Below are 25,329 nucleotides of genomic sequence, written 5' to 3'. Positions count from 1 at the left end.
CCGGTCCGGTCGGGCGTGCCGCCTGGGCGGCCCGTCCGCCGGATCGGCGGTCAGGAAGCGGAGTCGAGCTCCGTGTAGAAGGCCCGCGCCTCGTCCCAGGTCGGCAGCAGGCCCTGCGCCTCGGCCTCGGCCAGCGTCGGTGCGTCGGTGTCCTTCGGCGAGAGGAGCAGCTCGCCGGCCTCCTCCGGGAAGCGCAGGCCGATCTGCTCGTCGAGCGGGTCGATCCCCTTCTCCCGCACCGGGTCGAAGGTGGCGTTCACGAGGTACGAGACCACGGCGCCCTCGGTCAGCGCCACGAAGGCGTGCGCGACGCCCTCGGCGATGTAGACGGAGCGGCGGTCGACATCGTCGAGCAGGATCGACTCCCAGCGCCCGAAGGTCGGCGACCCGACGCGCACGTCGATCACGTAGTCGAGGACCGCGCCGGAGAAGCACGAGACGTACTTGGCCTGCGACGGCGGGATCTGCGCGAAGTGGATGCCGCGGACGGTGCCGCGCCGCGAGACGGAGGTGTTGCCCTGCCGGAGCGAGAGCGGGTGCCCGACCTTCTCGGCCAGGCGGTCGAAGCGGTAGAACTCGTAGAAGACCCCGCGATCGTCGGGGAACTGGCGCGGAGTCACTTCGTAGACGTCGGGGATGTCGAGCTCTCGGATCTGCACGGTCGCCAGTGTAACGACGGCGTGTCACGGGCCCGCGACGCCTCTCTGCGCCACCCGGCGGCGTGCCGGAGCGCCGACCGTCGGCCGACGGACCGCTCGGGCATGATGAGGAGGTGACCTTCCTCATCACGGGCGCCTCCGGCATGCTCGGCACCGACCTGCGCACGGCGCTCGGCTCCCGCCCCAGCACCGCCCTCGGCCGCTCCGACCTCGACGTGACCGACCTCGACGCCGTGCGCGCCGCCGTCGCGGGACACGACGCCGTGGTGAACTGCGCCGCGTACACCCGCGTCGACGACGCCGAGACCGACGAGGAGGAGGCGCACCGCGTCAACGCCGTCGGAGCGCGCAACCTCGCCCTCGCCACCGCCGAGACGGGAGCCGCACTCGTGCAGGTCTCCACCGACTACGTCTTCGACGGCTCCGCGACGACCCCCTACTCCGAGGACCACCCCCGGAATCCGATCTCGGCCTACGGCCGCACGAAGGCCGAGGGCGAGCGCCTGGTGCTCGAGGCCAACCCGGAGCGCGGGTACGTCGTCCGCACGGCCTGGCTCTACGGCGAGCACGGCGGCAACTTCGCTAAGACGATGGTGCGACTGGCGGGCGCGCACGAGACGCTGACCGTGGTCGACGACCAGCACGGCCAGCCCACCTGGACCGCCGACCTCGCCGCGCGCCTGATCGAGCTGGTCGACGCGGAGGCCCCGGCCGGCGTCTACCACGGCACCAGCTCCGGCGAGACGACCTGGCTCGGCTTCGCCCGTGCCGTCTTCGCCAAGGCGGGCCTGGATCCCGAGCGCCTGCGCCCGACCGACAGCGGCTCGTTCGTCCGCCCCGCTCCGCGTCCGGCCTACTCGGTCCTCGGCCACGACGGCTGGAGCCGGGCGGGCCTGCCGCCGCTGCGCTCCTGGCAGGACGCGCTCGCCGCCGCACCCCTCGAGGCGGTGACCCCGTGACCACCACTCTCCGCGTCGTCGTCGACCAGATGCTCGCCCGCGTGCCCGGCGGCATCGGCCGCTACACCGAGGAGCTCACCCGCGAGCTGATCGCGACGGCTCCCCGCGACTGCGAGGTGGAGGCCGTCGTCTCCGCCCACCCGCCCGAGAAGGAGGAGGAGCTGCGCCTGCGCCTGCCCGGCCTCGCGCGCATCCACCGGCTGCCGCTCGGGCGCCGCGAGCTCTCGCGCGCCTGGCAGTACGGGATCGCCATCCCGGCCGGCGGCGGCATGATGCACGCCCCGAGCCTCTTCGCACCGCTGCGCAGCCACGACGGAAGCGAGGGCGAGCAGATCGCCGTCACGATCCACGACACGGTGCCGTGGACGCATCCCGAGACTCTCACCCCCCACGGCGCGAAGTGGCACCGGGCGATGGCCAAGCGCGCCCGCAAGCACGCGGACGCCGTCGTCGTCCCCACCCACGCCGTCGCCCACCAGCTCTCCCAGCTGATGGACTTCGGCGATCGACTGCGCGTGATCGGCGGAGCCGTCGGCTCCGGCCTGGTCGTCCCGGAGGACGCCGACGAGCGCGCCACGGCGCTGGGCCTCCCCCCGGAGTACGTGCTGAGCGTCGGCACGCTGGAGCCGCGCAAGGGCCTGGTCTCGCTGATCGCGGCCTTCGGAGGAGCGTCCGAGCCGGCGATCCCGCTGCTCCTGGTCGGCCCGACCGGCTGGGGCGACCTGGACGTGGCCTCCGTCGCCGACGAGCAGGGCCTCGACGAGACGCGCGTGCGCGCCCTGGGAGTCCTCAGCGACGCCGACCTCGCCGTCGTCCTCTCCCGGGCCACCCTCTTCGTCTACCCGAGCATCGCCGAGGGCTTCGGCCTGCCCGTGCTCGAGGCGATGCACTTCGGAGTGCCGGTGGTGCACTCCGACGACCCCGCGCTGATGGAGGTCGCCGCGGACGCCGGCGTCGCCGTCGAGCGCGGCGACGCGAAGGACTATCCGGACCGCCTCGCCCTCGCGATGAGCAGCGTGCTCGCCGACACCGGTCTGCGCGAGCGGATGTCGGTGGCCGGCCGCGACCGCTCCCGCGCCTTCAGCTGGCGCGACTCCGCGGAGCGCGTCTGGGCGCTGCACGCCGACCTCTGAGGCGTGCGGCACCCGGCCGTCTACGGCGAGGAGTCGCCCGACAGTCCGGCACTCACCAGCGAGTGCACGACGTCATAGTCCGGGTCCTCCGGGTCGACGGCCGGCGGGACCAGCTCGATCGGATCCACTGGCTGCGACTTCGTCTTGAGCCCCAGCTGCACGAAGTAGCCGAGCATCCCCTGCGGGACGTCCGTCTTGATGACCTGGGACCCGGCGGACGCGACGTCCTGGAACTTGGCGAGGACGTTGCCCGGCTCGAACTGGGCGAGCAGCGCCTCCTGCACCTGCCGCTGGCGCGCCATCCGGTCGTAGTCGCTCGTGGTGTAGCGCGAGCGGGCGTAGGCGAGGGCCTGCTCGCCGTTGAAGTGCCAGTGCCCGGGATCGATCCACTGGTTCACGCCCTGCATCACGCCGTCGGAGTCGGGCAGCCCGCCCAGGGGCAGCGGCTCGTCGGCCACGTAGTCGATGTCGATGCCGCCGAGCGCGTCGATCAGCTGGGCGAAGCCCTCCATGTCGATCAGCGCGTAGTACTGGATCCTCAGATCGAGGATGCCCTCGACCGCGTCGCGCATCGCCTCGATGCCGGGCTCGCTGCCGTGGTCGACGGCGTCGGGGTAGAGCTCCGGATGCTTCAGCTCGACCTCGGTGTAGACCGAGTTGAGCTTGCAGACGTCGACGGCGCAGTTGTCGGTGTCGTAGCCGTCGGGATAGAGCTCGTGCATCGGGCTGGTCTCGGGGAACGGGAAGTCGACGAACTCGCGCGAGACGCCGATGATCGAGGCCTTGCCGCTCGACGCGTCGATGCTGACCACCGAGATGCTGTCGGGGCGCAGACCGTCGCGGTCCTCCCCCGCGTCGCCGCCGAGGAGCATCACGTTGTAGCGGCCGTCGATCGGCTGCTCTATCGCTCCGCCGCCGAAGATCGACGACAGCGTCCCCCGTGTCACGCCGAGCAGGTAGGTGCCGTAGGCGGTGGTGCCGACCGAGACCGCCATCAGCGCGATCGTCGCGAAAGCGAGCACGCCGCGCATCCGCGGGCGCACCCGGACGACGCGGATCAGGCGGAGGGTGTCGAGCGTCAGCACGGCCCAGACCACCCCGTAGACGACGAGCGCGGCCTGGAGCGCGAGCATCGAGAGGTCGAAGGTCGCGAGCGTGTAGAGGCCGGTCGGGAAGACGAAGTAGAGGAGCACCGCGACCAGGAGGGCGACCCAGAGCCCGAGGGTGAAGCCGAGCCCCAGGCGCCCGAGCCGGCGGTTGCCCGCCAGGACCTGAGCGGACCCGGGCACCAGGAGGTTGACGATCAGCAGCCACCACGCCCGCCGCGTCATGAAGGCGCGGGAGGCGACGTCCGGGTGCCGCAGCGGCAGGGCGACGGCCGTCACAGACCCGCCACCAGGGCGTCGTTCTTCGCGGCGACCTGCACCTCGAGGTCGGCGGCGAAGGCGTCGAGCGCTGCGGAGAGGGCGTCGTCCGCGGTCGCGAGGATCTTCACCGCGAGCAGTCCGGCGTTCCGCGCTCCGCCGATGGAGACGGTGGCGACGGGGACGCCCGCGGGCATCTGTACGATCGAGAGGAGGGAGTCGAGCCCGTCGAGTCGGGCGAGCGGGACCGGCACTCCGACGACGGGGAGCGAGGTCACGGCGGCGAGCATGCCGGGGAGGTGGGCGGCTCCGCCCGCCCCGGCGATGACGACCTTCAGGCCGCGGCCGCGGGCCTCGCGGCCGTACGCGATCATCGCCTCCGGGGTGCGGTGCGCGGAGACGACCCGGACCTCGTGCGCCACGCCGAACTCGGCGAGGACGGTGGACGCCGCCTGCATGACGGACCAGTCCGAGTCCGACCCCATCACGACGCCGACGAGCGGCGCGGGCCCGTTCACGAGCGCGTCCGCGCTCACGAGAGGGCTCCGGCAGGGGTCGGGGAGGTCGGCAGGCTCGTCACGGCGACCATCGTACGGGTCAGTCCGTGAGAACGGCCGCCGCCGCGCGAGCCTCGTAGACCACGAGGTCGAGGTCGTCGCCGCCGGCGTTCACGTGCCCGACCTTGCGGCCCGGTCGCGGCTCCTTGCCGTAGTTGTGCACCTTCACACCCGGGTGATCGGCGAGCACCCGCGGGTAGCGGTCGGTCAGCGACTCCCCCACCGGGCCGCCGAGCACGTTGACCATCACGGTCCACGGGTCGCGGCAGCCCGTCGCGCCGAGCGGCAGGTCGAGGACCGCGCGCAGGTGCTGCTCGAACTGCGACGTGGTCGATCCGTCCATCGTCCAGTGGCCGCTGTTGTGCGGGCGCATGGCCAGCTCGTTGACCAGGATCCGGTCGTCCGTCGTCTCGAACAGCTCGACGGCCAGGACGCCGGTGACCCCCAGGCTGTCGGCGATCGTCTGCGCGATCTCGGCCGCGGCGGCTGCGAGCCGGCCGGCGGACGCGGGGGCCGGAGCGATCACCTCGGCGCAGACGCCGTCGCGCTGCACGGACTCCACCACCGGCCAGAGGATGCTCTCGCCGGAGGGACGCCGGGCGACGAGCTGCGCGAGCTCGCGGCGGAAGCCCACCAGCTCCTCGACCAGGAGCGAGCCGCCCCGGCCGTCCTCGGCGAGGGCGGTGAACCAGTCGTCCGCCTCGTGGGCGCCGCGCACCACGCGAACGCCCTTGCCGTCGTAGCCGCCGCGCGCGGTCTTCACCACGGCGCTGCCGCCGTGCTCGGCCAGGAACGCCCCCAGCTCCTCGGCGGAGGAGACCTCGGCCCACTCGGGCACGGGCACGCCGAGCTCGGTCAGGCGGCGTCGCATCATCAGCTTGTCCTGGGCGAACAGCAGGGCGTCGGGGCCGGGGTGCACGGCGACGCCGCGGGCGACGAGCTCGCGGAGGATCGGCTGGGGAACGTGCTCGTGGTCGAACGTCACCACGTCCACGGTCTCGGCGAAGGCGAGCACGGTCGCCTCGTCGCGGTAGTCGCCGACCCGTGTCGCGGCGAGCCCCGCCGGGGCGCCCTCGCTCTCGGCGAGCACGGCGATCTCGATGCCGAGCTCCACCGCCGCGGGGATCATCATCCGGGCGAGCTGGCCGCCCCCGATCACGCCGACGCGCATGGCGCTCCTCCGTCTCCGCCCGCTGGCGCGGGGCGGCTCCATGCTACCGAGGCCCCGACGCGCTCACGCGGGCGGCGGCCACTCCGGCTCGAGAACGGGAGCCGCGCCGATCGCCTCCCGCAGCAGGTCGGCCGTGAGCTCCGGATCCGGCAGGTCCCGCAGCACGAACACCTCGGCTCCCGCCTGCAGGATCCGGACGTCCCCGCACCGGGCGAGGCGCTGGCCGAGGGAGCGCTCGACCGCGACCTCCATCCTCCGATCGAAGACCACCTCGGCCCGCCGGATCGACGCCACGCCCCGGCGCGCGCTGAGGCCGGAGGCGGTGACGCGGTAGCGCACGCTCGCCCAGCCCGCGATCCCGGGAGCGCAGAGGAGAAGCACCAGAAGTGCGGTGCCGAGCCCGATGATCCAGCGCTGCAGGGCGAGCTCGAACTGCGCGGCGAAGTAGAAGCCCGTCCAGGTGAGCAGGAGGAGGCCGACGACCGGTGCGACCGCCCGGCGGGCGCGCGGAGTCAGCCGCGCCAGCTCGCGGTCGGCGGGGTCGGTCCTGGCCATCAGGAGCGCAGGTGCGTGACGTCGCCGGCCGGGAACGAGCGCAGCGCACCGCCCTGCTCGAGCAGGAGCGAGCCGTCCGGGGCGAGTGCGGAGGCGGTCCCCTCCTCCTGCGTGCCGTCGGGCAGTTCGAGACGGACGCGCGTGCCGAGGGTGCCGCAAGAGGCGCGGACGGCGACGGCCGCTCCGGAGGCCTCGGCGTCGCCCTGGGCGAGCAGCGGAGCCAGCAGCCCCTGGAATTCGGTCAGGAATGCGGCGAGCACCTCGTCGGCGCTCGTCGTCCGCGCTCCGGCGAGGGCGAGCGAGGTGGCGGTCGGGACCGGCAGCTCCGCCTCCGTCAGCAGCAGGTTCACGCCGGTGCCGACGACGACCCGTCCGTCCGGCAGTCGCTCGGCGAGGATCCCCGCGACCTTCCGGCCGTCGATCAGGACGTCGTTGGGCCACTTGACGGCGACGTCCCCGTCGACGAGGGGTGCGAGGGCCCGGGCGAGAGCGGCGCCGGCCACGAGCGGCAGCCAGCCGGAGGCCTCGGCGCCGAGGGCGGAGGCGTCGACCAGAGTCGAGGCCGCGAGCGTGCGGCCCGCGGGCGCCTGCCAGACGCGCCCCAGCCGGCCGCGCCCGGCTCGCTGGTCGCCGGTGGCGACGACGGAGAGGTGCGGCCACGCGGCGGGGTCGGCGGCCGCCCGCTCGCGGAGCTCGTCGTTCGTCGACCCCGCCGACTCGAGCGCGAGGACGCGGGGGGAGACGGCGGAGGAGAGCGGGAGGAGCATGCCGCCACGGTAGCGGCGGCTCCCGCGAGGCCGCTCCGAGCGCCGCGCGCGACGGCCCGCCCTTGTCCGGATCCTCCCGTCGGGAGCGGCCCTCCCTGTGCGAGTGCGACAAGAGGAGGCGTCCGCCCCGCCGGTAGGGTGAGCGGGTGACCGCGAACACCGAACGTCCCGCGCCCGATCTGTACACGACCGCGGGGAAGATCGCGGACCTCAGGAACCGCTACCACGAGGCCGTCACGGCCAGTGGCGAGGCGGCGATCGAGAAGCAGCACGCCAAGGGCAAGATGACCGCACGGGAGCGGATCGACACCCTCCTCGACCCGGGCTCGTTCGTCGAGCTGGACGAGTTCGTGCGCCACCGCACCCACGCCTTCGGCATGGAGAAGAAGCGCCCCTACGGCGACGCCGTCGTCACCGGGACCGGCACCATCCACGGCCGCCAGGTCGCCGTGTACTCGCAGGACTTCACGATCTTCGGCGGCTCGCTCGGCGAGGTGGCCGGCGAGAAGATCATCAAGGTGATGGACCTCGCCCTGAAGACCGGCGTCCCGATCATCGGCATCCTCGACTCCGGCGGAGCACGGATCCAGGAGGGCGTGGTCGCCCTCGGCAAGTACGGCGAGATCTTCCGCCGCAACACCGCGGCGAGCGGCGTGATCCCCCAGATCTCGATCATCTGCGGCCCGGCCGCGGGAGGCGCGGTCTACTCCCCCGCCCTGACCGACTTCGTGATCATGGTCGACAAGACCAGCCAGATGTTCGTCACCGGGCCCGACGTGATCAAGACCGTCACCGGCGAGGACGTCGGCATGGAGGAGCTCGGCGGTGCGCTGACCCACAACAAGATCTCGGGCGTCTCGCACTACCTCGCGAGCGACGAGAACGACGCGCTCGACTACGCGCGAACGCTCCTCTCCTTCCTCCCGGACAACAACCTGTCGCCGGTCCCCGTCTTCGAGACCGAGGTCGACCTCGAGACGACCGACGCGGACCGCTTCCTCGACACGGTCATCCCGGACAGCCCGAACCAGCCGTACGACATGCGCGCCGTCATCGAGCACATCGTCGACGAGGGCGACTTCCTCGAGGTGCAGCCGCTGTTCGCGCCGAACATCGTGATCGGCTTCGGCCGCGTCGAGGGCCGCTCCGTCGGCATCATCGCGAACCAGCCGAGCGCCATGGCGGGCACGCTGAACATCGAGGCGGGCGAGAAGGCGTCCCGCTTCGTCCGCTTCTGCGACGCGTTCTCGCTGCCGATCCTGACCCTGGTCGACGTCCCGGGCTACCTGCCCGGCACCGACCAGGAGTGGACCGGCGTCATCCGCCGCGGCGCGAAGCTGCTCTACGCCTACGCCGAGGCGACCGTGCCGCTGGTCACGGTCATCCTGCGCAAGGCCTACGGCGGCGCGTACATCGTGATGGGGTCCAAGCAGCTGGGAGCCGACATCAACCTCGCGTGGCCGACCGCCGAGATCGCCGTCATGGGCGGCCAGGGCGCGGTGAACATCCTCTACCGCAACGAGATCCGCAAGGCGGAGGAGGCCGGCGAGGACGTCGCAGCCGTCCGGACGCGCCTGGCGAACGAGTACACCTACAACGTCGCGAGCCCGTTCCTCGCGGCCGAGCGCGGCGAGCTCGACGGCGTGATCGAGCCCTCGGCGACGCGTGTCTCCGTCATCAAGGCGCTGCGTGCGCTGCGCACCAAGCGCGCCAACCTGCCCGCGAAGAAGCACGGCAACATCCCGCTCTGACCCGGCTCGCTCGGACGCCGCGGCAGGAGACGGGAGACCGTCCGTGCCGCGGCGTTCCGCTGCGCCCACCTCCTCACGGGGCGGAGGGGCGGAACGATCAGTCGGAGGAGCCGGGGCCGGTCTGTCGGGCAGCGGACTCCGCGGGAGCATCGGGCCGCACGACGGGAGCGTCCGGCTCCGCGGCCGGAGCGTCCGGCTTCCCTGTCGCGGAATCGGGCTCCGCTTCCCGGGCATCCGCCCTCGCAGCCGGAGCACCCGCCTTCACCGCAGGACCACCCGCCTTCACCCCAGGACCGTCCGGCTCGGCTGTCGGAGCACCCGCCTTCACCGATGGAGCGCCTGCCTTCGCGGCCGGAGCATCCGGCTTCGCCGCGGACGCCTCGGACGGCTTCTCCTCCGGCTTCGCCCCGACCACCCGCGCGAACGCCAGCGCCTGCGCGGCGGAGAGGTCGGGCAGATAGGCGCGACCCAGCGCGGCTCCGATCCGGGGCAGCTGCAGCGCGTCGGGGTAGGTCATCCAGAGGCCCGCGTAGCGCGGGTGGAACTTGGCCTTGAAGCGGAACAGCGACGTGAAGCCGTAGGCCGGCTCGAGCGTCCGCGAGAGGAACTCGAGCAGGCGCGAGAGGACCGTCGGCTCCGGAGGCTCCTCCCCCTCCTCGACCGGTGCGGTGGCGAGCGGTGCGCCCGAGAGCGAGAGGAACTCGGCACCCTCCTCCTTGACGCGCAGCGCCGCGGAGGCGATCAGGAACTCCATGATGCCGGGCATCGAGTCGTCGGAGCGGCGCATGAAGTCGAGGGTCCAGCCGACCACGCGACCCTCCCGGTGCACGGGCAGCCAGCTCGTCACCCCCTGCAGCACGCCGTCCGGTCCGACCGCGAGCAGGAGGGCGACGTCGGGGTCGCGGACCTCGTCGATGCCACCGAGGGTGAAGCCCATCTCGGGCAGCGCCTTCTCGGCGACCCAGCGCTCCGACAGGTCGACGATCTGGTTGGCCATGCCGAGGGAGAGCTCGGGCCAGCTGGTCCACTGCGCCTCGATGCCCAGCTTGATGCCGCGCGTGAGCGGGTAGCGCACCTTCTGCCACCGCTTGCCGGTGAGCTCGAAGGAGGAGAGCTCGATGATCGTCTCCTCGCCGACCGAGAGGCGCGACCAGCCGAGCCGGTCGAAGACGGGGAGCAGCTCGTCGTGGATGCTGTAGAACACGGGCGTCCAGCTGCGCTCGTCGCAGAACCGCACGAACTCGGCCACGACGTCCTCCCGCCGCTCGGGAGCGCAGGCGGGGTCGGAGAGGGTGATCGCCACGCCGCCGATCACCCGGTAGGCGACTCCGCCGGTCCCGTCGGCCGAGATCCAGTGCGCGTTGCCCTCCCAGGTCCCCTGGTGGCCGAGGCTGCCGGCGCCGTGCAGGGACAGGAGCGCGCGGTACCGCGCCTCGTCGCCGCGGTTCCGCTGCACGTCGGTGGCCCGGAGCAGAGCGACCACCGCCACGACGACCACGAGCCAGAACACCGGGCCGACCCACTCGAAGACGATCCGCGCAACGGGCTCCCGCGGCACGGCGAGCAGTCCGGCGCCGCCGAGGAAGCTCACCGGGACGAAGCGCAGCAGCCCGTCCAGGAGGAGCCTCCCGAGGCCCAGGAGCGGCTCGAAGCTCGTGCGCACGCCGGCCGAGAGAGCCAGGTAGCCGCCGAGGGACACGACGAAGGCGATGGCGACGACCCGCGTCCAGAGCCTCGCGGCGGCACGGGGCGCGCGGATGCGGAAGTGCCTCCTCCCGATCACGAGCATCGCCACGACGGCCAGCGGCACCAGCACCGTCGTCGCCACCCAGAGCAGGTACTCGGCGTAGTACAGGAACTCGGGGTGACGGGCGGCGCGCTGGAGGGAGAAGACCTCCAGGATCGCGATCGCGATGTTCACCCCGACCGCCAGCAGCAGGCCCAAGCGGCGCCCGGAGCGCAGGCCGTAGGCGGCGACGAGCAGGAGGACGAGCGGGACGAACGTCAGCAGGATCGGCCCGGGGGCGACCAGGCTCAGCTTCACGTGGTGCGCGCAGTGCCGGAGGGCGCGGCTGCACGGATCCTCGAGGTCCGTCGTCCCCGTGAAGGCGCTCTGCAGCAGTCGGCCGAGGAACGAGAACGGACCGTAGCCCGAGTCGGAGAGGACGGCGACGAGCGGACCGATCGCGGTGACGACGACGACCGCCGCCAGCAGCCCCCGGGACTCGCGGTGCGAGCTCGGCGCCGGACGCTGCGGACGCAGCCCCGACGCTCCCCGCGCGAGCACCGCGCCGAGCACGAGCCCCGCGCCGCCCGCGAGGAGCCGGTACGCGTCGGCGGAGTCGCCCGCGTAGAGCACGAACATCAGCACGACGGCGAAGACGGTCACCCGGAGCCGGCGACGCCACAGAGCGCCCATGAAGGCGGTCGAGGCGATGAGGGCGCCGACCGCGCCGATCAGCGGGTCGAAGGTGTGGTCGCCGACGGTGTCGCCCGCCCACCACTCCCCGACGAGAGCGCCGATCGACTGCACGGAGGACCCGACGACGATCCCGACGGCGCCTGTCACGAGGAAGGCGAGGAGGGTGCGGGCCGAGCCGAGGCGGCGCTCCGCGGCGAGGAGCATCGGGAGCACCAGCACGACGTCCAGGAGCAGCTGCAGCGGGTCCGCCGCGATCAGGAGGGCGGTCGCCGCCGTCCACGGACGGCCGTCGAGGGTCGTCATCGGGCCCGCCGCCCACCAGGCCGTCGTCTCGGCTCCCGCGGGGGCGACGAGCGTCCCCGTGATCGCGCTCGCGGCCAGGAGGACCAGGACGACCGAGACGGCCGCCGGCGACCTCCGGACCAGCAGACGCAGGGGGCGCAGCGCCGCGGCACCGCTCCTCGGGAACCACGTCGGCATGCGGGGACGCTCCTGTTCGCAACGGACGGACGACGCTCCGGCGGCATCCGGCGTCAGCATAGCCATGCCCCGCCGACCGGCGCCGTGAACGGCATGCGATAGCGTCGCGGGATGACCGCCTCCGACTCCGCACCCGCCGTCGTCATCTCCACCCCCGGCCTCGACGCCGCCGAGATCGCCGCCGTCACGGCCGTCGTCACCGCACTGACCTCTCGCACCGAGGCCGAGCCGGAGACCCCGCAGGAGCTCAGCGGGGGCTGGAACGACCGCGCCGCGGCGGTCCGCGGGCCGCTGCGGCCGGCACCGGGAGCGTGGCGCTCCTTCTCCGGCTGAGCGGATTCGCAGACGCAGCCCGTCGGGGAACGAGCGATTCGCGACGCGGAACGTGAAATTTGTCCCCCGATTAGTCCCCTAAAGTGCTGACTATGCGCCTCCTGGCGGAGCGAGCACACTAGTGGACGTACGGTGCTCCTCCTTCGGAAGGGGCACCGCCAATCACTCGCCGACCAGGGTAAGCAGGCGGGTGTGTTGGGGGCGAGTGAGGGTAATATTCGGGTTGTTACCCTCACTCGGGGTTTGACGGCGGGCCGGGCCCCCTCTTCGGAGGAGTGGACGGCCCGCCGCACTCCGTTAACGGGCTTTCGTCCTGACGCGCTCTGCGCTCAACGGGCTCTGCCCATGACGGCTCTGCTCACGCTCGTGCCGCGCCGACGATCGGTCCGCTCCGAGAGACCGGGCGCGCCGAGACCTGAGCTGTGCTGAGAGCCGGAGCGTACCGCCCGCGGCACCGATCCGACATCCGCACGCCCTCCGGGGCGGGTCGCCGCCGGTCGCTGCGCAGGCGGACGGCCGCGCCGTCCCGCGCGCGCTCCGCCGCTCAGACGTCCCGTCCGCCGACGCCGTCGCGCCGGATCTCGACCCAGGCGTCGACCTCGTCCCCCGCGTCGTCGGAGCCGAGGGCGCCCGCGCTGCCGTCGCCGGCCGTCCGCAGGCCCACGACCGTGACGGCTGACGCCGAGTCGGCCGACGCGGTGCGCACCACCACGCGGTCGACCTCCTCGCGGATCCCGCTCAGAGCCTGGGCGAGCTCCCCCAGCACCCGTCGGCTCTCGCCCTCGGAGGTGCGGTCGAGGCCGCCGTCGTCGAGCACCGAGACGGTCACCCCCCGCCGCCGCGCGTCGAGCACGAGACGCCGCACCTCGTCGTCCAGCAGCCGCCGGCCGCGGATCTCGTCGCGCACGGCCGCCTCGAGCAGCCGGCACTCGCGCCGCTCCTCGTCGGTGAGGCCCGGTCCCGGCTCGGCGATGCGCAGCAGCATGTCGGCGGCGAGGGCGCGGGTCTGCTCCAGCCGGACCTCGCGCTCCGTGAGGTGCGCCTCCTCCGCGGCCCGCCACGACGCGGCCGCGCGCTCGGCCGCCTCGAGCACGCGCGCCTCGGAGCCCGCGCGCCCGAGCTCGACGATGAGCAGCTGCGCGATCGCGACCCAGGCGATCCCCCCGACGACGCCGAGAGTGGCCAGCGCGGCCGGGCCGGCCCAGAACACGGTGTGCACGATCAGGAAGCCGACGCCGACCCAGGCGCAGGCCGCGCGCCGGCGGGCGCACACGATCGTCATGAGGGTGCCGACCGCGGCGATGTACCAGGTGGAGTAGCCGTTGGAGGCACCCGGATCGAGCGAGGGCGCGACCAGCAGCGGCAGAGCGACGGCGACCGCGGTCATCCCGACCGCGACGGGCAGGGCGAGCCGGGTCGTCGCTCCCGGCCAGAGGGCGACGACGGTCGCCGCGACGTACAGCGCGACCGCGACGAGGTCGGCCGGCGTGGCCGGGGAGATGCGGAAGGAGAAGAAGGCGAGCACCACGTGGTACAGCGAGAAGCCGGCGCCGAGCGCCTGGAGCAGGGGGCGCGGGTAGGCGATCACGGCCCTCCTCCCGCGTCCGCCCGCCAGGAGAGGACGACACGGGTGCCCTCGCCCGGAGTCGAGTCGACCCGCGCCGATCCCCGCGCGTTGTGCACCCGCTCGAGGATGGAGAGCCGGATGCCCAGCCGCTCGCGCGGGACGTCGGCGAGCCGGAAGCCGCGGCCGTCGTCCTCCACCACGACCTCCACCGCGCCGTCGCCCAGCAGCCCGTGCACGGCGCGGTGGACGCTGCCGCTCGGACCCGCGTGCTGAACGCTGTTGGCGAGCGCCTGCCAGACCGCGCCGAGCAGCGCCTCGGCCACCGGGCGCGGCAGCGTCGTCGCGCGCGGATCCACTCCGTCGGCCGTCGCGACTGCGATCTCGGTCCCGAAGGTGGACGCCGCGTGGGCGAGCTGGCGTTGCAGGAGCTCGAGCGGGACCAGCCCCTCGGGCGGCTCCGGCTCGTGGTCGGGCAGCAGCACGGCGAGGGTGCGCTGCGCCATCGAGGAGACCAGCGCACGCTCGGCCGGCGACTCGGCGGAGGCGGCGGAGAGCAGCGTCGCGAGCACGTTGTCGTGCACCAGGGCGTCGACCTCGACCCGCTCCACCTCGCCGGCGTGCTGGCGCATCGCCGCCTCGTACTGCTCCATGGCCGTCGTCTGCGCGCGATCGATCTGGTCGGCCGACTGCCGGAGCACGGTGATCAGCACCAGCATCACGAAGCCGACGATGCCCACGTAGGCGGCGTCGAGGATCGCGCGGGTCGGCTCCGCCCCGCCGCCGGAGGGGAGGACGCGCAGCAGCCCGAACAGCACGGTCGTCACCGACACGTACGCGATCGCGATCCGGAGGGGAGCCGCGATCGTGCAGAAGGCGGTGCCGATGGTCAGCAGATACCAGATCCACGGGGTCTCGCGGTCCGCGCCCCCGGTGGCGACGGCGGCCGGCCAGGTCAGGAGGGCGACGAGGACGCCGACCGCGACCAGGAAGGCCGTGATCCGCGTGCCCCGCCGCAGCACGGCGGTGACCACGGCGGCGGTGAGCGATCCGAAGACCAGCACCAGCACCGGCCAGGCCACCTCGGGGCGCAGCAGGGGCAGCTGGGCGAGGATCGGCGGGACGGTCTGCACACCGAAGCCGAAGCCGAAGAACGACACGACCGTGCTGATGATCCGGTCGATCCGCTCGCGCCCGGTGTTGCGGCGGGCGATCGGCGCCTCAGCGCCCGCCATCGCCGTCGTCCGGGTCGATGCCCGGCAGGATGCCGTCCTCCACCGCGCGCCTCAGCAGATCGACCTTCGTCGGGGCGGGACGGCCGATCTCGACGTACTTGTCGCGGATCCGGTCGAGGTACTCCTTCGCCGTCGACACCGAGATCTGCAGCCGCTCGGCCACCAGCTTCAGCGGCAGCCCCGAGGCGTAGAGGTGCAGGACGTCGCGCTCGCGACGACCGAGCACGGCCCGCGCGAAGTCGTCGTCGGCGTCGATGGCCGAGGCCCACTCCAGATTGTTGAGGACCTCGCCGCGGGCGACCGTGCGGATCGCGGCGACGACCGTCGACATGGGCGAGGACTTCGGGATGACGCCGGCCGCTCCCGCGGCGAGCGCCTCCCGCACGGCCACGACGCGGTCGGCGATGCTGTGGACGAGGACGGCGGAGCCGCGCACCTGCCCCCACTTGACGTTGCTGGTGATGCTCGAGCCGTCGTTCAGGGACAGGTCGAGGACGAGCACCTCGATCTCGGCGCCGCCGATCGTGCTCTCGAGGGCCTGGACGGTCTCGGCGGCGGCGACCACCTGCATCCCCGCGCTCTCGACGGCGGCGGCCACGCCCAGGCGCACCGACTCGTGGTCGTCCACGATCGCCACGCGCACGCGCGGGGCCTCGGCTGCGTCGACGTGGGGCTCCATCCCGCCCATGGTACGCAGGCGCGGGCCCGCGGTCAGTCCTCTCGGCGGACCAGTCGCGCAACGGCCTCCACGTGGGAGGTGTGCGGGAAGAGGTCGAAGCCCTCGAGGCGCTCCAGCTCGTAGCCGGCCCCGGTCAGGGCGCCCACGTCGCGGGCGAGCGCGACCGGGTCGCAGGCGACGTAGACGAGCTGCGCCGGCCGCAGCTCCGCCAGAGCGTCGGTGACCGCTCGGCCGGCGCCCGAGCGCGGCGGGTCGAGGACCACGGTCGCCGCGCGCCACCGCGCCCGCTCGCGCGCATCGGCCTGGGCGACGACCTCGCGGAGGTAGCGGTCGACGCGGGCGGTCACCGCGCGGGCGCCGACCTGGTCGGCCAGGTTCTCGAGCGCGTGCTCGGTGGCGCGGGAGTCGCTCTCGACGCTGGTCACGCGCACTCCGGCGCCGAGGCGGTCGGCCAGCGCCGCGGCGAGCAGGCCCACCCCGCCGTAGAGGTCGTGGTTGGCGGCCGACGGGTCCGCCGCATCCGCGTCGACGGCGGCCTGCACGGCCTCGAAGAGCGCCGCGGCGGCTCCGCGGTGCACCTGCCAGAAGCCGGTGCGGTCGACCCAGAAGGTGCGGTCGGCGACGAACTCGCTCACCACCGTGCGGTCGCGGCGGGCGCGCTTGTCGGAGGGGTCGTGCACGAGCACCGCGGCTCCCTCGGACCCGGCCGCGTCGACGAGGTCGACCACCGAGCCGGGAGCGAGGCGCTCGCCGAGCGGTGCGGCCAGGGAGGAGTCGGCGGTCGCGAGGGGCAGCGACTCCACGGTGACGACGTGGTGGCTGCGTGCCGCGTAGGGGCCGACCCGTCCGTCGTCGTCGACGTGGAGGCGGTTCCGCGTGCGCCAGCCGAGGCCGCCGGACGCGTCGTCCCCGCCGATCGGCGCGACCTCCACCTCGATCTCGCGACGGGCGAAGCGGGAGAAGGAGTCGACGAGCACGAGGCGCTTCAGCTCGCGCTGGTAGGCCAGGTCGGCGTGGCCGAGCTCGGCGCCGCCGACGCGCTCCTCCGGGCGGCGGTCGAGGGCGGCCTCGGGCCAGACGTGCTCCACCCGGTGCTCGGACGCCTCGAGCACCTCGAGCGCCTCGGCACGCCAGAAGCTGTCGTGCCGGACCTCGCTGATCCGCGCCCGCACGCGCTCGCCGGGGAGGACGTCCGGGACGAAGACGACGCGGCCCTCGTGCCGGGCGACGAACACGCCGCCGTGGGCGACGTTGCTAATGTCGAGCTCGATCTCGGTCCCGAGTGCGTCGTCGGCCCCGTCGGGGCGGGCGGATGCTCGGGACGGGGTCTGTGCCATCCGTCGAGCATCCCACAGCGTGGGCCCGGCCGCAGGGAGCCCTCGTGCGCCTCTACCTCGCCTCCACCTCCCCCGCGCGCCTCGCGCTGCTGCGGGCCTCCGGGATCGAGCCCGTCGTCGTCCCCTCCGAGGTGGACGAGCCCGCGGCCGTCGCCCGGGCCGAGCAGGAGCGGGGCGCGGCGCTGGACGCGGACGCCACCGTCTCGCTGCTCGCCCGCGCCAAGGCGCACGCCGTCCTGCGCCCGGACATCGACGGTCTGGTGCTCGGCGGCGACTCCGCGTTCGTCCTCGACGGCGTCGTCCACGGCAAGCCGCACGAGCCCGAGCGGGCCCGGGAGCGCTGGCGCGCCCAGCGCGGACGCACCGGCCGCCTCCACTCCGGCCACTGGCTCGTCGACCACCGCGGCGGGAGGATCGTCGCCGAGGCCGGAGCGGTCACCTCCGCCGCCGTCACGTTCGCCGACGACATCGACGACGCCGAGATCGACGCCTACGTCGCCACCGGCGAGCCCCTCGAGGTGGCCGGAGCCTTCACCATCGACGGCCGCGGCGCCGGCTTCATCACGGCGATCGAGGGCGACCCCTCGACGGTGATCGGGATGTCGGTGCCGACCCTCCGCACTCTGGTGCGGAGCCTCGGCGTCGACTGGACCGCGCTCTGGAACCGCTGAGGCCCGTCCCGCCCTTGTGAGGAACCGACGAAGGCCCTCCGCTTCTTTGTGGTGAGCCGCGCCGGGCCGGGCGGAGCCGCCCCCTAGGGTTGGGGACCATGCCGAAGATTACGAAGGTGCTCGTCGCCAACCGGGGCGAGATCGCCGTCCGAGTCATCCGCGCCGCCCGCGACAGCGGGATCGCCTCCGTGGCCGTCTACGCCGACCAGGACCGCGACGCCGTGCACAGCCGCCTCGCCGACGAGGCCTACGCCCTCGGCGGGACGACCAGCGCCGAGACCTACCTCGTCATCGACAAGCTGCTCTCGGTGGCGCGCCGCTCCGGTGCCGACGCCGTGCACCCCGGCTACGGCTTCCTCGCCGAGAACGCCGACTTCGCCCGCGCCGTCATCGACGCCGGCCTGATCTGGATCGGCCCCGGCCCCGAGGCCATCGAGCGCCTCGGCGACAAGGTCTCGGCCCGCCACGTCGCCGAGAAGGTCGGCGCGCCGCTCGCCCCGGGAACCCTCAACCCCGTCTCCGGCGCCGCCGAGGTGCTCGAGTTCGTGGACCAGTACGGCCTCCCCGTCGCGATCAAGGCGGCCTTCGGCGGCGGCGGTCGCGGCCTCAAGGTCGCCCGCGAGCGCGACGAGGTCGAGGAGCTGTTCGCCTCCGCCACGCGCGAGGCCGTCGCCGCCTTCGGCCGCGGCGAGTGCTTCGTCGAGAAGTACCTCGACCAGCCGCGCCACGTCGAGACCCAGTGCCTGGCCGACGCGCACGGCAACGTCGTCGTGGTCTCCACCCGCGACTGCTCCCTCCAGCGCCGCCACCAGAAGCTCGTCGAGGAGGCGCCCGCGCCGTTCCTGACGGACGCGCAGAACACCGAGCTCTACCGCGCCTCGAAGGCGATCCTGCAGGAGGTCGGCTACCTCGGCGCCGGGACCTGCGAGTTCCTGATCGGCAAGGACGGCACGGTGTCCTTCCTCGAGGTGAACACCCGCCTCCAGGTCGAGCACCCCGTGTCGGAGGAGATCACCGGCATCGACCTCGTGCGCGAGCAGTTCCGCCTCGCCGAGGGCGGCGTGCTCGACTACGACGACCCGGAGCCCCGCGGCCACTCCTTCGAGTTCCGCATCAACGGCGAGGACGCGGGCCGCGGCTTCCTCCCCGCTCCGGGCCCGGTGCACGTCTTCAAGGCCCCCGGCGGACCCGGCGTCCGCGTCGACTCCGGCGTCGTCGCCGGCGACGTGATCTCCGGCTCCTTCGACTCGCTCCTCGCGAAGCTGATCGTCACCGGCGACAGCCGCGAGCAGGCGCTGGAGCGCTCGCGCCGCGCCCTCGCCGAGTTCGAGGTCACCGGACTGCCGACCGTCCTCCCCTTCCACCGCGCGATCGTCGAGGACCCGGCCTTCGCCCCCGAGGGCGGCGCGCCCTTCACGATCTACACCCGCTGGATCGAGACCGAGTTCGAGAACACGATCCCGGCCTGGAGCGGCGAGCCCGGAGCGACCGACGAGCCGGCGGCCCGCCGGAACGTGGTCGTCGAGGTCGACGGGCGCCGCGTCGAGGTCACTCTCCCCGGCGACCTGGTCGGCTCGGGACCCGCCCGCGGGGCCGCTGCCGCCTCCCCGAAGCGCCGCGGCTCCTCCTCCGTCAGCACCGTCACGGGCGACTCCGTCGCCTCGCCCATGCAGGCCACCATCGTCAAGGTCGCCGTCGCCGAGGGCGACACGGTCGTCACCGGCGACCTGGTCGTCGTCCTCGAGGCGATGAAGATGGAGCAGCCGCTCACCGCCCACAAGGACGGCGTCGTGAAGGGCCTCGACGCGACGGCCGGAGCGACCGTCCCCGCGGGACACGTGCTCCTCCAGATCGTCTGAGGTTGTTCCGGGCCGCTCCCCGCGCGGCCCGGCGCGGTCGGCTCCTCGACGTGAGGGATACCGCAGAGCGGGTCGTGTCGCGCTGCCGTGAATCGCTTCGCACGCGATTCCCGGTCGCGCGCTCTGCCGATGAAAAGCCGCTCCCCGCGCGGCCCGGCGCGGTCGGCTCCTCGACGTGAGGGGTACCGCCGAGCGGGTCGCATCGCGCTGCCGACAATCGCTTCGCACGCAATACCCGGTCGCGCGCTCTGCCGATGAAGGACCGCACCCTGCGCGGCCCGGCGGAGGGGCGCGTCAGGTGACGATGTGCATGGCGCGCGCGGCGTCCGAGATCGAGCCGGTGAGGCTCGGGTAGACGGTGAAAGCCCGCGCGACCTGGTCGACGGTCAGGCGGTGCTCCACGGCGAGGGCGAGCGGGAAGATCAGCTCGCTCGCCTTCGGAGCGACGATGACGCCTCCGATGACGGTGCCGGAGCCGGTGCGCGCGAACAGCTTGACGAAGCCGTCGCGGATGCCCATCATCTTTGCCCGCGGGTTCGCGGCGAGCGGGAGCTTGTAGATCTCGCCCTGCGCGATGCCCTCCTCGATCTCGCGCTGGCTCCACCCGACGGTCGCGATCTCGGGCTGCGTGAAGATGTTCGCCGCGACGTTGCGCACCTCGGTCGGGTTCACGGCGTCGCCCATGGCGTGGAACACGCCGGTGCGGCCCTGCATGGCGGCGACGGAGGCGAGCGGGAGGAACGTGGTGCAGTCCCCGGCCGCGTAGATCGAGGGGACGCTGGTGCGGGCGACGCGGTTGACGCGGATGTGCCCCGACTCCGTCAGCTGCACCCCCGCGTCCTCGAGGCCGATGCCCGCCGTGTTCGGCACGGAGCCGACGGCCATCAGGCAGTGCGAGCCCTCGACGACACGTCCGTCCGAGAGCACGGCCTGCACGCCCTTCTCGGTCCGCTCGACGCGGTCGGCGCGCGACTTCGAGAGCACGACCATGCCGTTGCGCTTGAAGACGTTCTCGATCACGGCGGCCGCGTCGGCGTCCTCGCCGGGCAGCACCTGGTCGCGGGAGGAGATGAGGGTCACGCGGGCGCCGAGCGCACGGTAGGCGGAGGCGAACTCCGCGCCGGTCACGCCGGAGCCCACCACGATCAGGTGCTCGGGGACGGACTTGAGGTTGTAGAGCTGGGTCCAGCTGAGGATGCGCTCGCCGTCGGGAGCCGCGGTCGGGAGCACACGGGGGCTGGCGCCCACCGAGACCACGATCGTGTCCGCCTCGATGCGGTCGAAGTCCATGCCCTCGCCGCCGGCCGCCGTGGAGACGATCAAGGCGTTCGAGCCGTCCAGGCGCCCGTCCCCCTGGACGATGCGCACGCCGTGGTGCACCAGGTTCGCGCGCATGTCCTCGGACTGCTGGCGCGCGAGCCCGAGCAGGCGCTTGTTCACCGTCGCCAGGTTGACCGCCACGTCCGGGCGCACCGGCTTGTTCTGCTCCGAGCGGGTGAAGAACTGCACGCCCAGGTCGGCGGCCTCGCCGATGGCGTTGGTGGCCTCCGCCGTCGCGATGAGCGACTTCGACGGGACGACGTCGGTGATGACGGCCGAGCCGCCCACTCCGACCCGCTCGACCAGGGTGACCTCAGCGCCGAGCTGCGCTCCCGCGATGGCGGCTTCGTAGCCGCCCGGCCCCCCTCCGAGTACAGCGATCCTCTGCGCGCGCTCGAACTCGTAAGCCATGCTTCCCATTGTCCTCTCTCACTGAGTGTTCGCCCAATCGCGGGGTGTCGGATCGGCCGCGGGAGTCGCCCTCCGCCGCCGCGCAGCCCGTCGGTAGGGTGGGAGGATGTCCGACCAGACCCTGCACCCCCTCGAGGCCCCCGACGCCGATCCCTTCGAGATCGCGGCCCGCGCGGCCGCTCAGATCGCCGAGGCGACAGGGGTCGAGAAGCACGACATCGCCCTCACCCTCGGCAGCGGCTGGGGCAAGGCCGCCGACGCGATCGGCGAGACGACCGCGACGGTGGAGGCCACCGAGATCCTCGGCTTCTCCAAGCCGGCCGTGCACGGGCACGGCGGCACCCTGCGCTCCGTCCTGCTCCCCACCGGCAGGCGCGCGCTGATCATCGGCGCCCGCACCCACTACTACGAGGGCTACGGCGTGCGCCGCGTCGCGCACAGCGTCCGCGCCGCCGCCGCGACGGGCGCGACGGTGATGATCCTCACCAACGGCGCGGGCGGCATCAAGGAGCACTGGACGCCCGGGACCCCCGTGCTGATCAGCGACCACATCAACCTCACCGCCGACTCGCCGCTCGAGGGCGCGACGTTCGTCGACCTCACCGACCTCTACTCCTCGCGCCTGCGCGACCTCGCCCGGGGGACGCGTCCTGAGCTGGACGAGGGCGTGTACGTGCAGTTCCGCGGGCCGCACTACGAGAGCCCGGCCGAGGTGCAGATGGCGAGGATCATCGGCGGCCACATCGTCGGCATGTCGACCGCCCTCGAGGCCATCGCCGCGCGCGAGGCGGGCATGGAGGTGCTGGGCATGTCGCTCATCACGAACCTCGCCGCCGGCATCCAGAAGACCCCCCTCAGCCACGAGGAGGTGCTCGAGGCCGGCCGCGACGCCGAGGACGACCTCGCCCGCCTGCTCGCCGGGATCACGGGCGCCCTGTGAGCGCCGACGTCCGGGAGCTCGCCGAGGCCTGGCTCGCCCAGGACCCCGACCCGGAGACGCGGGAGGAGCTGGTCGGCCTGCTAACCGCCTCCGACTCGGGGGACGCCTCCGCCCGCGCCGAGCTCGAGGACCGCTTCGGCGCCCGCCTGGCGTTCGGCACCGCGGGCCTGCGCGGCGCCATCGCGGCGGGATCCAACCGGATGAACCGCGTGCTGGTCTCGCAGGCCGCCGTGGGCCTGGCCGACTTCCTGCTGGCGCAGGGCGTCCAGCGGCCCGTGGTCGTGATCGGCTACGACGGCCGGAAGAACTCGCGCGTCTTCGCCGAGGACTCCGCCGCGCTGATGGCGGGCGCCGGCGTGGACGCGGTGCTGCTGCCCCGGCTCCTGCCCACCCCCGTGCTGGCCTTCGCCGTGCGCCACCTCGGCGCCGACGCCGGAGTGATGGTCACGGCGAGCCACAACCCGCCGCAGGACAACGGCTACAAGGTGTACCTCGGCGGCGCCGACGAGGGCTCGCAGATCGTGCCGCCGGTCGACTCCGAGATCGCCGAGCGGATCCTCGCGGTCGCGCGGGACCGGCGCGTTCCGGAGCTGCCGCGCGGCGAGTACCGGCTCGCGGACGAGTCCGTGGTCGCCGCCTACATCGAGGCGACGGCAGCCGTCGGCCGCCAGTCCGCTCCGCTGCGCATCGTCTACACGGCGATGCACGGGGTCGGCTGGGAGACGGCGCACCGGGTGCTCTCCGCGGCGGGATTCGACGAGCCGGCCGTCGTGGTCGAGCAGATCGAGCCCGACGCGGCGTTCCCCACGGTCGCGTTCCCCAACCCGGAGGAGGCGGGCGCCCTCGACCTCGCCTTCTCGACCGCGCGCTCCGGTCGCGCGCAGCTGATCGTGGCCAACGACCCAGACGCCGACCGCTTCGCCGCCGCCGTGCCCGACGCCTCCGCCCCGGAGGGCTTCCGGCGCCTCACCGGCAACGAGGTCGGAGCGCTGCTCGGCTGGCGCGCCGCCGAGCAGGTCCGCCGCGAGGGCCGCACCGGAGGAGCGCTCGCCTGCTCGATCGTGTCCTCCCCCGCCCTCGGTGCCGTGGCGGCCGACTACGGCCTCGACTTCGCCGAGACGCTCACGGGCTTCAAGTGGATCTCGCGCGTCCCCGACCTCGTCTTCGGCTACGAGGAGGCACTCGGCTACCTGGTGAACCCCGGGACGGTCCGCGACAAGGACGGCGTCTCGGCCGCGCTCGCCTTCCTCTCCCTCGCGAGCGCGCTCGCCGCCGAGGAGCGCACGATCGACGACGAGCTGGAGTCGTTCGCCGAGCGGTTCGGGCTCTTCGGATCGGAGCAGATCTCGCTCCGCGTCACCGACCTCTCCGAGATCGGCCGGATCATGGCCGGACTGCGCGCGACGCCTCCGACCGCGATCGGCGGGCTCGCCGTCGAGCGGAGCGAGGACCTGCTCGCCGAGGGCGGCGCGCTGCCCCCGACCGACGCGCTCCGCTTCTCCCTGGACGGTGCCCGTCTCATCGCGCGCCCGAGCGGCACGGAGCCGAAGGTCAAGCTCTACCTCGACGCCTGGTCGCACGACTCCGACGCCGACGCCCGCCGGTCGGCCGTCTCGTCCCGCCTCGCCGCCCTGCGCACCGGCGTCGCGGAGCTCCTCGCGTAGGTCCCCCTCCGGTCAGCGGGGCGCGCGGACACCGATCCGCTCGCCCCGCTTCCAGAGCCACTCCACCGGACCGAGCTCGAACCGGCGCAGCCACAGGTGCGCCGCGAGCACGACGACCGCCGCGATGAGCAGGAACGCTCCGACGGTCGCCGGGACGCGCCACTGCGCGGCGGTCACCGCCAGCCCGAGTCCCCAGCCGTAGAAGAGGGCGCCGCCGAGCAGGTTCTGCAGGAGGTAGGCGCTCAGGGCGACCCGGCCGACCTCCCGCGCCCGTCGTGCCGCCCAGCCCTCGGCGCCCCGGCGGAGGCAGGCCTCGGCGAGGGCCGCGAGCAGGCCGAGCCCGACCAGGGGCGCGACGAGGTAGCGCTCGGCGAGCAGACCGGCGGCGCTCCCCCCGATGCCCAGCGCGAGGTCGACGGGGAGGGCGAGGGCGCCGAGGACCATCAGGCGGCGGCGGAGTGACGCGCCCTCGGCGGCGAGGACCCCCGCCCGATGGAGGCGCGCGCCGAGGAGGAACATCGCGAGGCTGAGGAGCCCGATGAGCACCGGCTCCGCACGGAAGACGCCCGCGTTCTGCAGCCGGAAGAGGGCGAGGCCGAGGAACGACGCGTCCGCGTAGGGGCTCCGGCCGGCCGGCCCCTGCCCGGCACCGTCCGGGCTCGCCGCCACGAGCGCCACGAGCGCCGAGATCAGGACGACGTGCAGAGCGCCGCAGACGAGGATCACGCGGCGCTGCGTCGTCGGCCGGGTGAGCAGCAGCCAGGCGACGACCGCTCCGGTGACGGCGTATCCCATGAGGACGTCGAACTCCGCGATCAGCACGTAGTTGACCGCGCCGTCCAGGAGGAGGAGCGTCGCGCGCCAGAGGTAGCGGCCCGGCCAGCGCGTCCCGCGCCGGACCGCGGAGGCGTGCTGGATCGCGAGGCCCACCCCGAAGGCGAGGGAGAGGAGGGCGAGGAACTTGCCCTGCGCCAGCGCCATCAGCAGGAGCTGCGCAGTCCCGGCGGAGGAGGAGGTCTCGGGCGTCACCGGAACGGAGAGCAGTCCGAGCATCCCCCAGGGGTGGGAGAAGATCCAGATGTTCGTGCCGAGGGTCCCGATGATCGCGACACCGCGGACGACGTCCAGGGTCGCGATGCGGCGGCCGGCTTCGGCACGGGGCGGCAATACGGTCGTATTGGTCATGTCCGAGAGCGTAGCCTGCTCGAGCAGTCGAACGAGAGGGACGCCATGCCGGATCGGCGCGAGAGCAGGAGCGACATCCTCTCGGCGGTCGTCGCCGTCCTCTCGACCCGCGGGGCGGAGCACCTCAGCATCCGCACCGTCGCGGCCGAGGCCGGCGTCTCGGTGGGGGCCGTCCAGCACCACTTCCCGACGAAGCAGGCGCTGCTGGCCGGCGCGATGGCCCGGGTCGAGGAGCGCTTCCGCGAGCGGATGCGGAGCCGCCTGGAGGCCGAATCCTCGGCCGAGGTGCGGCTGCGCGTCTTCTGCGACGAGA

22 protein-coding genes are annotated in these 25,329 nt (G+C 73.5%); 9 read left to right on the top strand and 13 right to left on the bottom strand.

What is annotated here, in order from left to right; all coding sequences use genetic code 11:
* Positions 1-50: 50 nt before the first annotated feature.
* Positions 51-659, bottom strand: coding sequence for a dTDP-4-dehydrorhamnose 3,5-epimerase family protein (locus C5B95_RS00110; RefSeq protein ID WP_104232821.1), 609 nt, complete (start codon positions 657-659; stop codon positions 51-53).
* 113 nt (positions 660-772) lie between these two features.
* Here C5B95_RS00110 and rfbD point away from each other — a divergent pair, with 113 nt between their 5' ends.
* On the top strand, positions 773-1,618 hold the full coding sequence (gene rfbD, locus C5B95_RS00105; RefSeq protein WP_104348212.1) for a dTDP-4-dehydrorhamnose reductase: 846 nt from the start codon (positions 773-775) through the stop codon (positions 1,616-1,618).
* Entirely contained in the window at positions 1,615-2,751 is a 1,137-nt protein-coding gene (locus tag C5B95_RS00100; protein WP_258059720.1) for a glycosyltransferase family 1 protein, read from the top strand. Before rfbD ends, C5B95_RS00100 begins: the two co-directional genes overlap by 4 nt.
* A gap of 20 nt (positions 2,752-2,771) precedes the next feature.
* Here C5B95_RS00100 and C5B95_RS00095 read toward each other — a convergent pair whose 3' ends face one another.
* From C5B95_RS00095 to C5B95_RS00075, 5 genes are all read right to left on the bottom strand, one after another.
* A complete protein-coding gene (locus C5B95_RS00095; RefSeq protein WP_258059719.1) occupies positions 2,772-4,136 on the bottom strand; it encodes an LCP family protein in 1,365 nt (454 codons plus the stop codon).
* Positions 4,133-4,600, bottom strand: coding sequence for a 5-(carboxyamino)imidazole ribonucleotide mutase (gene purE, locus C5B95_RS00090; protein WP_104225651.1), 468 nt, complete (start codon positions 4,598-4,600; stop codon positions 4,133-4,135). Before purE ends, C5B95_RS00095 begins: the two co-directional genes overlap by 4 nt.
* A gap of 112 nt (positions 4,601-4,712) precedes the next feature.
* On the bottom strand, positions 4,713-5,843 hold the full coding sequence (locus tag C5B95_RS00085) for a 5-(carboxyamino)imidazole ribonucleotide synthase (RefSeq protein ID WP_104291607.1): 1,131 nt from the start codon (positions 5,841-5,843) through the stop codon (positions 4,713-4,715).
* A gap of 63 nt (positions 5,844-5,906) precedes the next feature.
* Entirely contained in the window at positions 5,907-6,398 is a 492-nt protein-coding gene (locus tag C5B95_RS00080) for a PH domain-containing protein (RefSeq protein WP_104291608.1), read from the bottom strand.
* Complete coding sequence (locus C5B95_RS00075) at positions 6,398-7,165, bottom strand: biotin--[acetyl-CoA-carboxylase] ligase (RefSeq protein ID WP_104348211.1); 768 nt, start codon at positions 7,163-7,165, stop codon at positions 6,398-6,400. Before C5B95_RS00075 ends, C5B95_RS00080 begins: the two co-directional genes overlap by 1 nt.
* Before the next feature lie 146 nt (positions 7,166-7,311).
* On the opposite strand from C5B95_RS00075, the gene C5B95_RS00070 reads away from it, so the two are divergent.
* Positions 7,312-8,916: an acyl-CoA carboxylase subunit beta gene (locus C5B95_RS00070; protein ID WP_104223164.1), complete on the top strand. Its 1,605-nt coding sequence runs from the start codon at positions 7,312-7,314 to the stop codon at positions 8,914-8,916.
* Positions 8,917-9,013: 97 nt separating this feature from the next.
* Here the strand turns inward: C5B95_RS00070 and C5B95_RS00065 are convergent, their stop codons facing one another.
* Complete coding sequence (locus C5B95_RS00065; protein WP_181067959.1) at positions 9,014-11,818, bottom strand: bifunctional lysylphosphatidylglycerol flippase/synthetase MprF; 2,805 nt, start codon at positions 11,816-11,818, stop codon at positions 9,014-9,016.
* A gap of 111 nt (positions 11,819-11,929) precedes the next feature.
* On the opposite strand from C5B95_RS00065, the gene C5B95_RS00060 reads away from it, so the two are divergent.
* The gene (locus C5B95_RS00060) at positions 11,930-12,151 is read left to right on the top strand and encodes an acyl-CoA carboxylase subunit epsilon (RefSeq protein ID WP_104223166.1); all 222 of its coding nucleotides are present in this window, start codon (positions 11,930-11,932) and stop codon (positions 12,149-12,151) included.
* A gap of 544 nt (positions 12,152-12,695) precedes the next feature.
* Here the strand turns inward: C5B95_RS00060 and C5B95_RS00055 are convergent.
* The 4 genes from C5B95_RS00055 to C5B95_RS00040 are packed head-to-tail and all read right to left on the bottom strand — an operon-like array spanning position 12,696 to position 16,966.
* Positions 12,696-13,739, bottom strand: a complete 1,044-nt coding sequence (locus tag C5B95_RS00055) for a hypothetical protein (protein WP_104225461.1) — start codon at positions 13,737-13,739, stop codon at positions 12,696-12,698.
* Positions 13,736-14,950 (bottom strand): sensor histidine kinase, encoded by a 1,215-nt coding sequence (locus C5B95_RS00050; protein WP_104348209.1) that lies wholly within the window; start codon positions 14,948-14,950, stop codon positions 13,736-13,738. Before C5B95_RS00050 ends, C5B95_RS00055 begins: the two co-directional genes overlap by 4 nt.
* Positions 14,937-15,638 (bottom strand): response regulator transcription factor, encoded by a 702-nt coding sequence (locus tag C5B95_RS00045; RefSeq protein ID WP_104223169.1) that lies wholly within the window; start codon positions 15,636-15,638, stop codon positions 14,937-14,939. Before C5B95_RS00045 ends, C5B95_RS00050 begins: the two co-directional genes overlap by 14 nt.
* A 23-nt stretch (positions 15,639-15,661) precedes the next feature.
* Complete coding sequence (locus C5B95_RS00040; RefSeq protein WP_146076459.1) at positions 15,662-16,966, bottom strand: class I SAM-dependent RNA methyltransferase; 1,305 nt, start codon at positions 16,964-16,966, stop codon at positions 15,662-15,664.
* Positions 16,967-17,010: 44 nt separating this feature from the next.
* On the opposite strand from C5B95_RS00040, the gene C5B95_RS00035 reads away from it, so the two are divergent.
* Positions 17,011-17,637: a nucleoside triphosphate pyrophosphatase gene (locus C5B95_RS00035; RefSeq protein ID WP_181027094.1), complete on the top strand. Its 627-nt coding sequence runs from the start codon at positions 17,011-17,013 to the stop codon at positions 17,635-17,637.
* Between the two features lie 98 nt (positions 17,638-17,735).
* Positions 17,736-19,496 (top strand): biotin carboxylase N-terminal domain-containing protein, encoded by a 1,761-nt coding sequence (locus C5B95_RS00030; RefSeq protein ID WP_104262420.1) that lies wholly within the window; start codon positions 17,736-17,738, stop codon positions 19,494-19,496.
* 294 nt (positions 19,497-19,790) lie between these two features.
* Here C5B95_RS00030 and C5B95_RS00025 read toward each other — a convergent pair whose 3' ends face one another.
* A complete protein-coding gene (locus tag C5B95_RS00025) occupies positions 19,791-21,227 on the bottom strand; it encodes an NAD(P)H-quinone dehydrogenase (protein WP_104223171.1) in 1,437 nt (478 codons plus the stop codon).
* A gap of 106 nt (positions 21,228-21,333) precedes the next feature.
* Between C5B95_RS00025 and C5B95_RS00020 the strand changes: the two genes are divergently transcribed.
* Both C5B95_RS00020 and C5B95_RS00015 read left to right on the top strand, forming a co-directional pair.
* On the top strand, positions 21,334-22,167 hold the full coding sequence (locus C5B95_RS00020; protein ID WP_104348208.1) for a purine-nucleoside phosphorylase: 834 nt from the start codon (positions 21,334-21,336) through the stop codon (positions 22,165-22,167).
* Positions 22,164-23,831: a phospho-sugar mutase gene (locus C5B95_RS00015; protein WP_104223173.1), complete on the top strand. Its 1,668-nt coding sequence runs from the start codon at positions 22,164-22,166 to the stop codon at positions 23,829-23,831. The genes C5B95_RS00020 and C5B95_RS00015 overlap by 4 nt, the downstream gene beginning before the upstream one ends.
* Positions 23,832-23,843: 12 nt before the next feature.
* Here the strand turns inward: C5B95_RS00015 and C5B95_RS00010 are convergent, their stop codons facing one another.
* Positions 23,844-25,016 (bottom strand): DUF418 domain-containing protein, encoded by a 1,173-nt coding sequence (locus C5B95_RS00010; RefSeq protein WP_104266837.1) that lies wholly within the window; start codon positions 25,014-25,016, stop codon positions 23,844-23,846.
* Positions 25,017-25,061: 45 nt separating this feature from the next.
* Here C5B95_RS00010 and C5B95_RS00005 point away from each other — a divergent pair.
* Positions 25,062-25,329: TetR/AcrR family transcriptional regulator (locus C5B95_RS00005; protein ID WP_146076458.1), on the top strand; the 268-nt coding region annotated here is incomplete at its 3' end.

The organism is Rathayibacter sp. AY1A7 (assembly GCF_002930845.1).
GTDB lineage: Bacteria > Actinomycetota > Actinomycetes > Actinomycetales > Microbacteriaceae > Rathayibacter.
The sequence above is the reverse complement of the archived record's forward strand: the minus strand, read 5'-3'. Positions and strand labels throughout refer to the sequence as shown.

Coding starts and splice junctions, on each gene's coding strand:
- purE (WP_104225651.1), bottom strand. CDS start 4,600: ATGGGGTCGGACTCGGACTGGTCCGTCATGCAGGCGGCGTCCACCGTC.
- C5B95_RS00085 (WP_104291607.1), bottom strand. CDS start 5,843: ATGCGCGTCGGCGTGATCGGGGGCGGCCAGCTCGCCCGGATGATGATC.
- C5B95_RS00080 (WP_104291608.1), bottom strand. CDS start 6,398: ATGGCCAGGACCGACCCCGCCGACCGCGAGCTGGCGCGGCTGACTCCG.
- C5B95_RS00075 (WP_104348211.1), bottom strand. CDS start 7,165: ATGCTCCTCCCGCTCTCCTCCGCCGTCTCCCCCCGCGTCCTCGCGCTC.
- C5B95_RS00065 (WP_181067959.1), bottom strand. CDS start 11,818: ATGCCGACGTGGTTCCCGAGGAGCGGTGCCGCGGCGCTGCGCCCCCTG.
- C5B95_RS00060 (WP_104223166.1), top strand. CDS start 11,930: ATGACCGCCTCCGACTCCGCACCCGCCGTCGTCATCTCCACCCCCGGC.
- C5B95_RS00050 (WP_104348209.1), bottom strand. CDS start 14,950: ATGGCGGGCGCTGAGGCGCCGATCGCCCGCCGCAACACCGGGCGCGAG.
- C5B95_RS00045 (WP_104223169.1), bottom strand. CDS start 15,638: ATGGGCGGGATGGAGCCCCACGTCGACGCAGCCGAGGCCCCGCGCGTG.
- C5B95_RS00040 (WP_146076459.1), bottom strand. CDS start 16,966: ATGGCACAGACCCCGTCCCGAGCATCCGCCCGCCCCGACGGGGCCGAC.
- C5B95_RS00030 (WP_104262420.1), top strand. CDS start 17,736: ATGCCGAAGATTACGAAGGTGCTCGTCGCCAACCGGGGCGAGATCGCC.
- C5B95_RS00025 (WP_104223171.1), bottom strand. CDS start 21,227: ATGGCTTACGAGTTCGAGCGCGCGCAGAGGATCGCTGTACTCGGAGGG.
- C5B95_RS00020 (WP_104348208.1), top strand. CDS start 21,334: ATGTCCGACCAGACCCTGCACCCCCTCGAGGCCCCCGACGCCGATCCC.
- C5B95_RS00010 (WP_104266837.1), bottom strand. CDS start 25,016: ATGACCAATACGACCGTATTGCCGCCCCGTGCCGAAGCCGGCCGCCGC.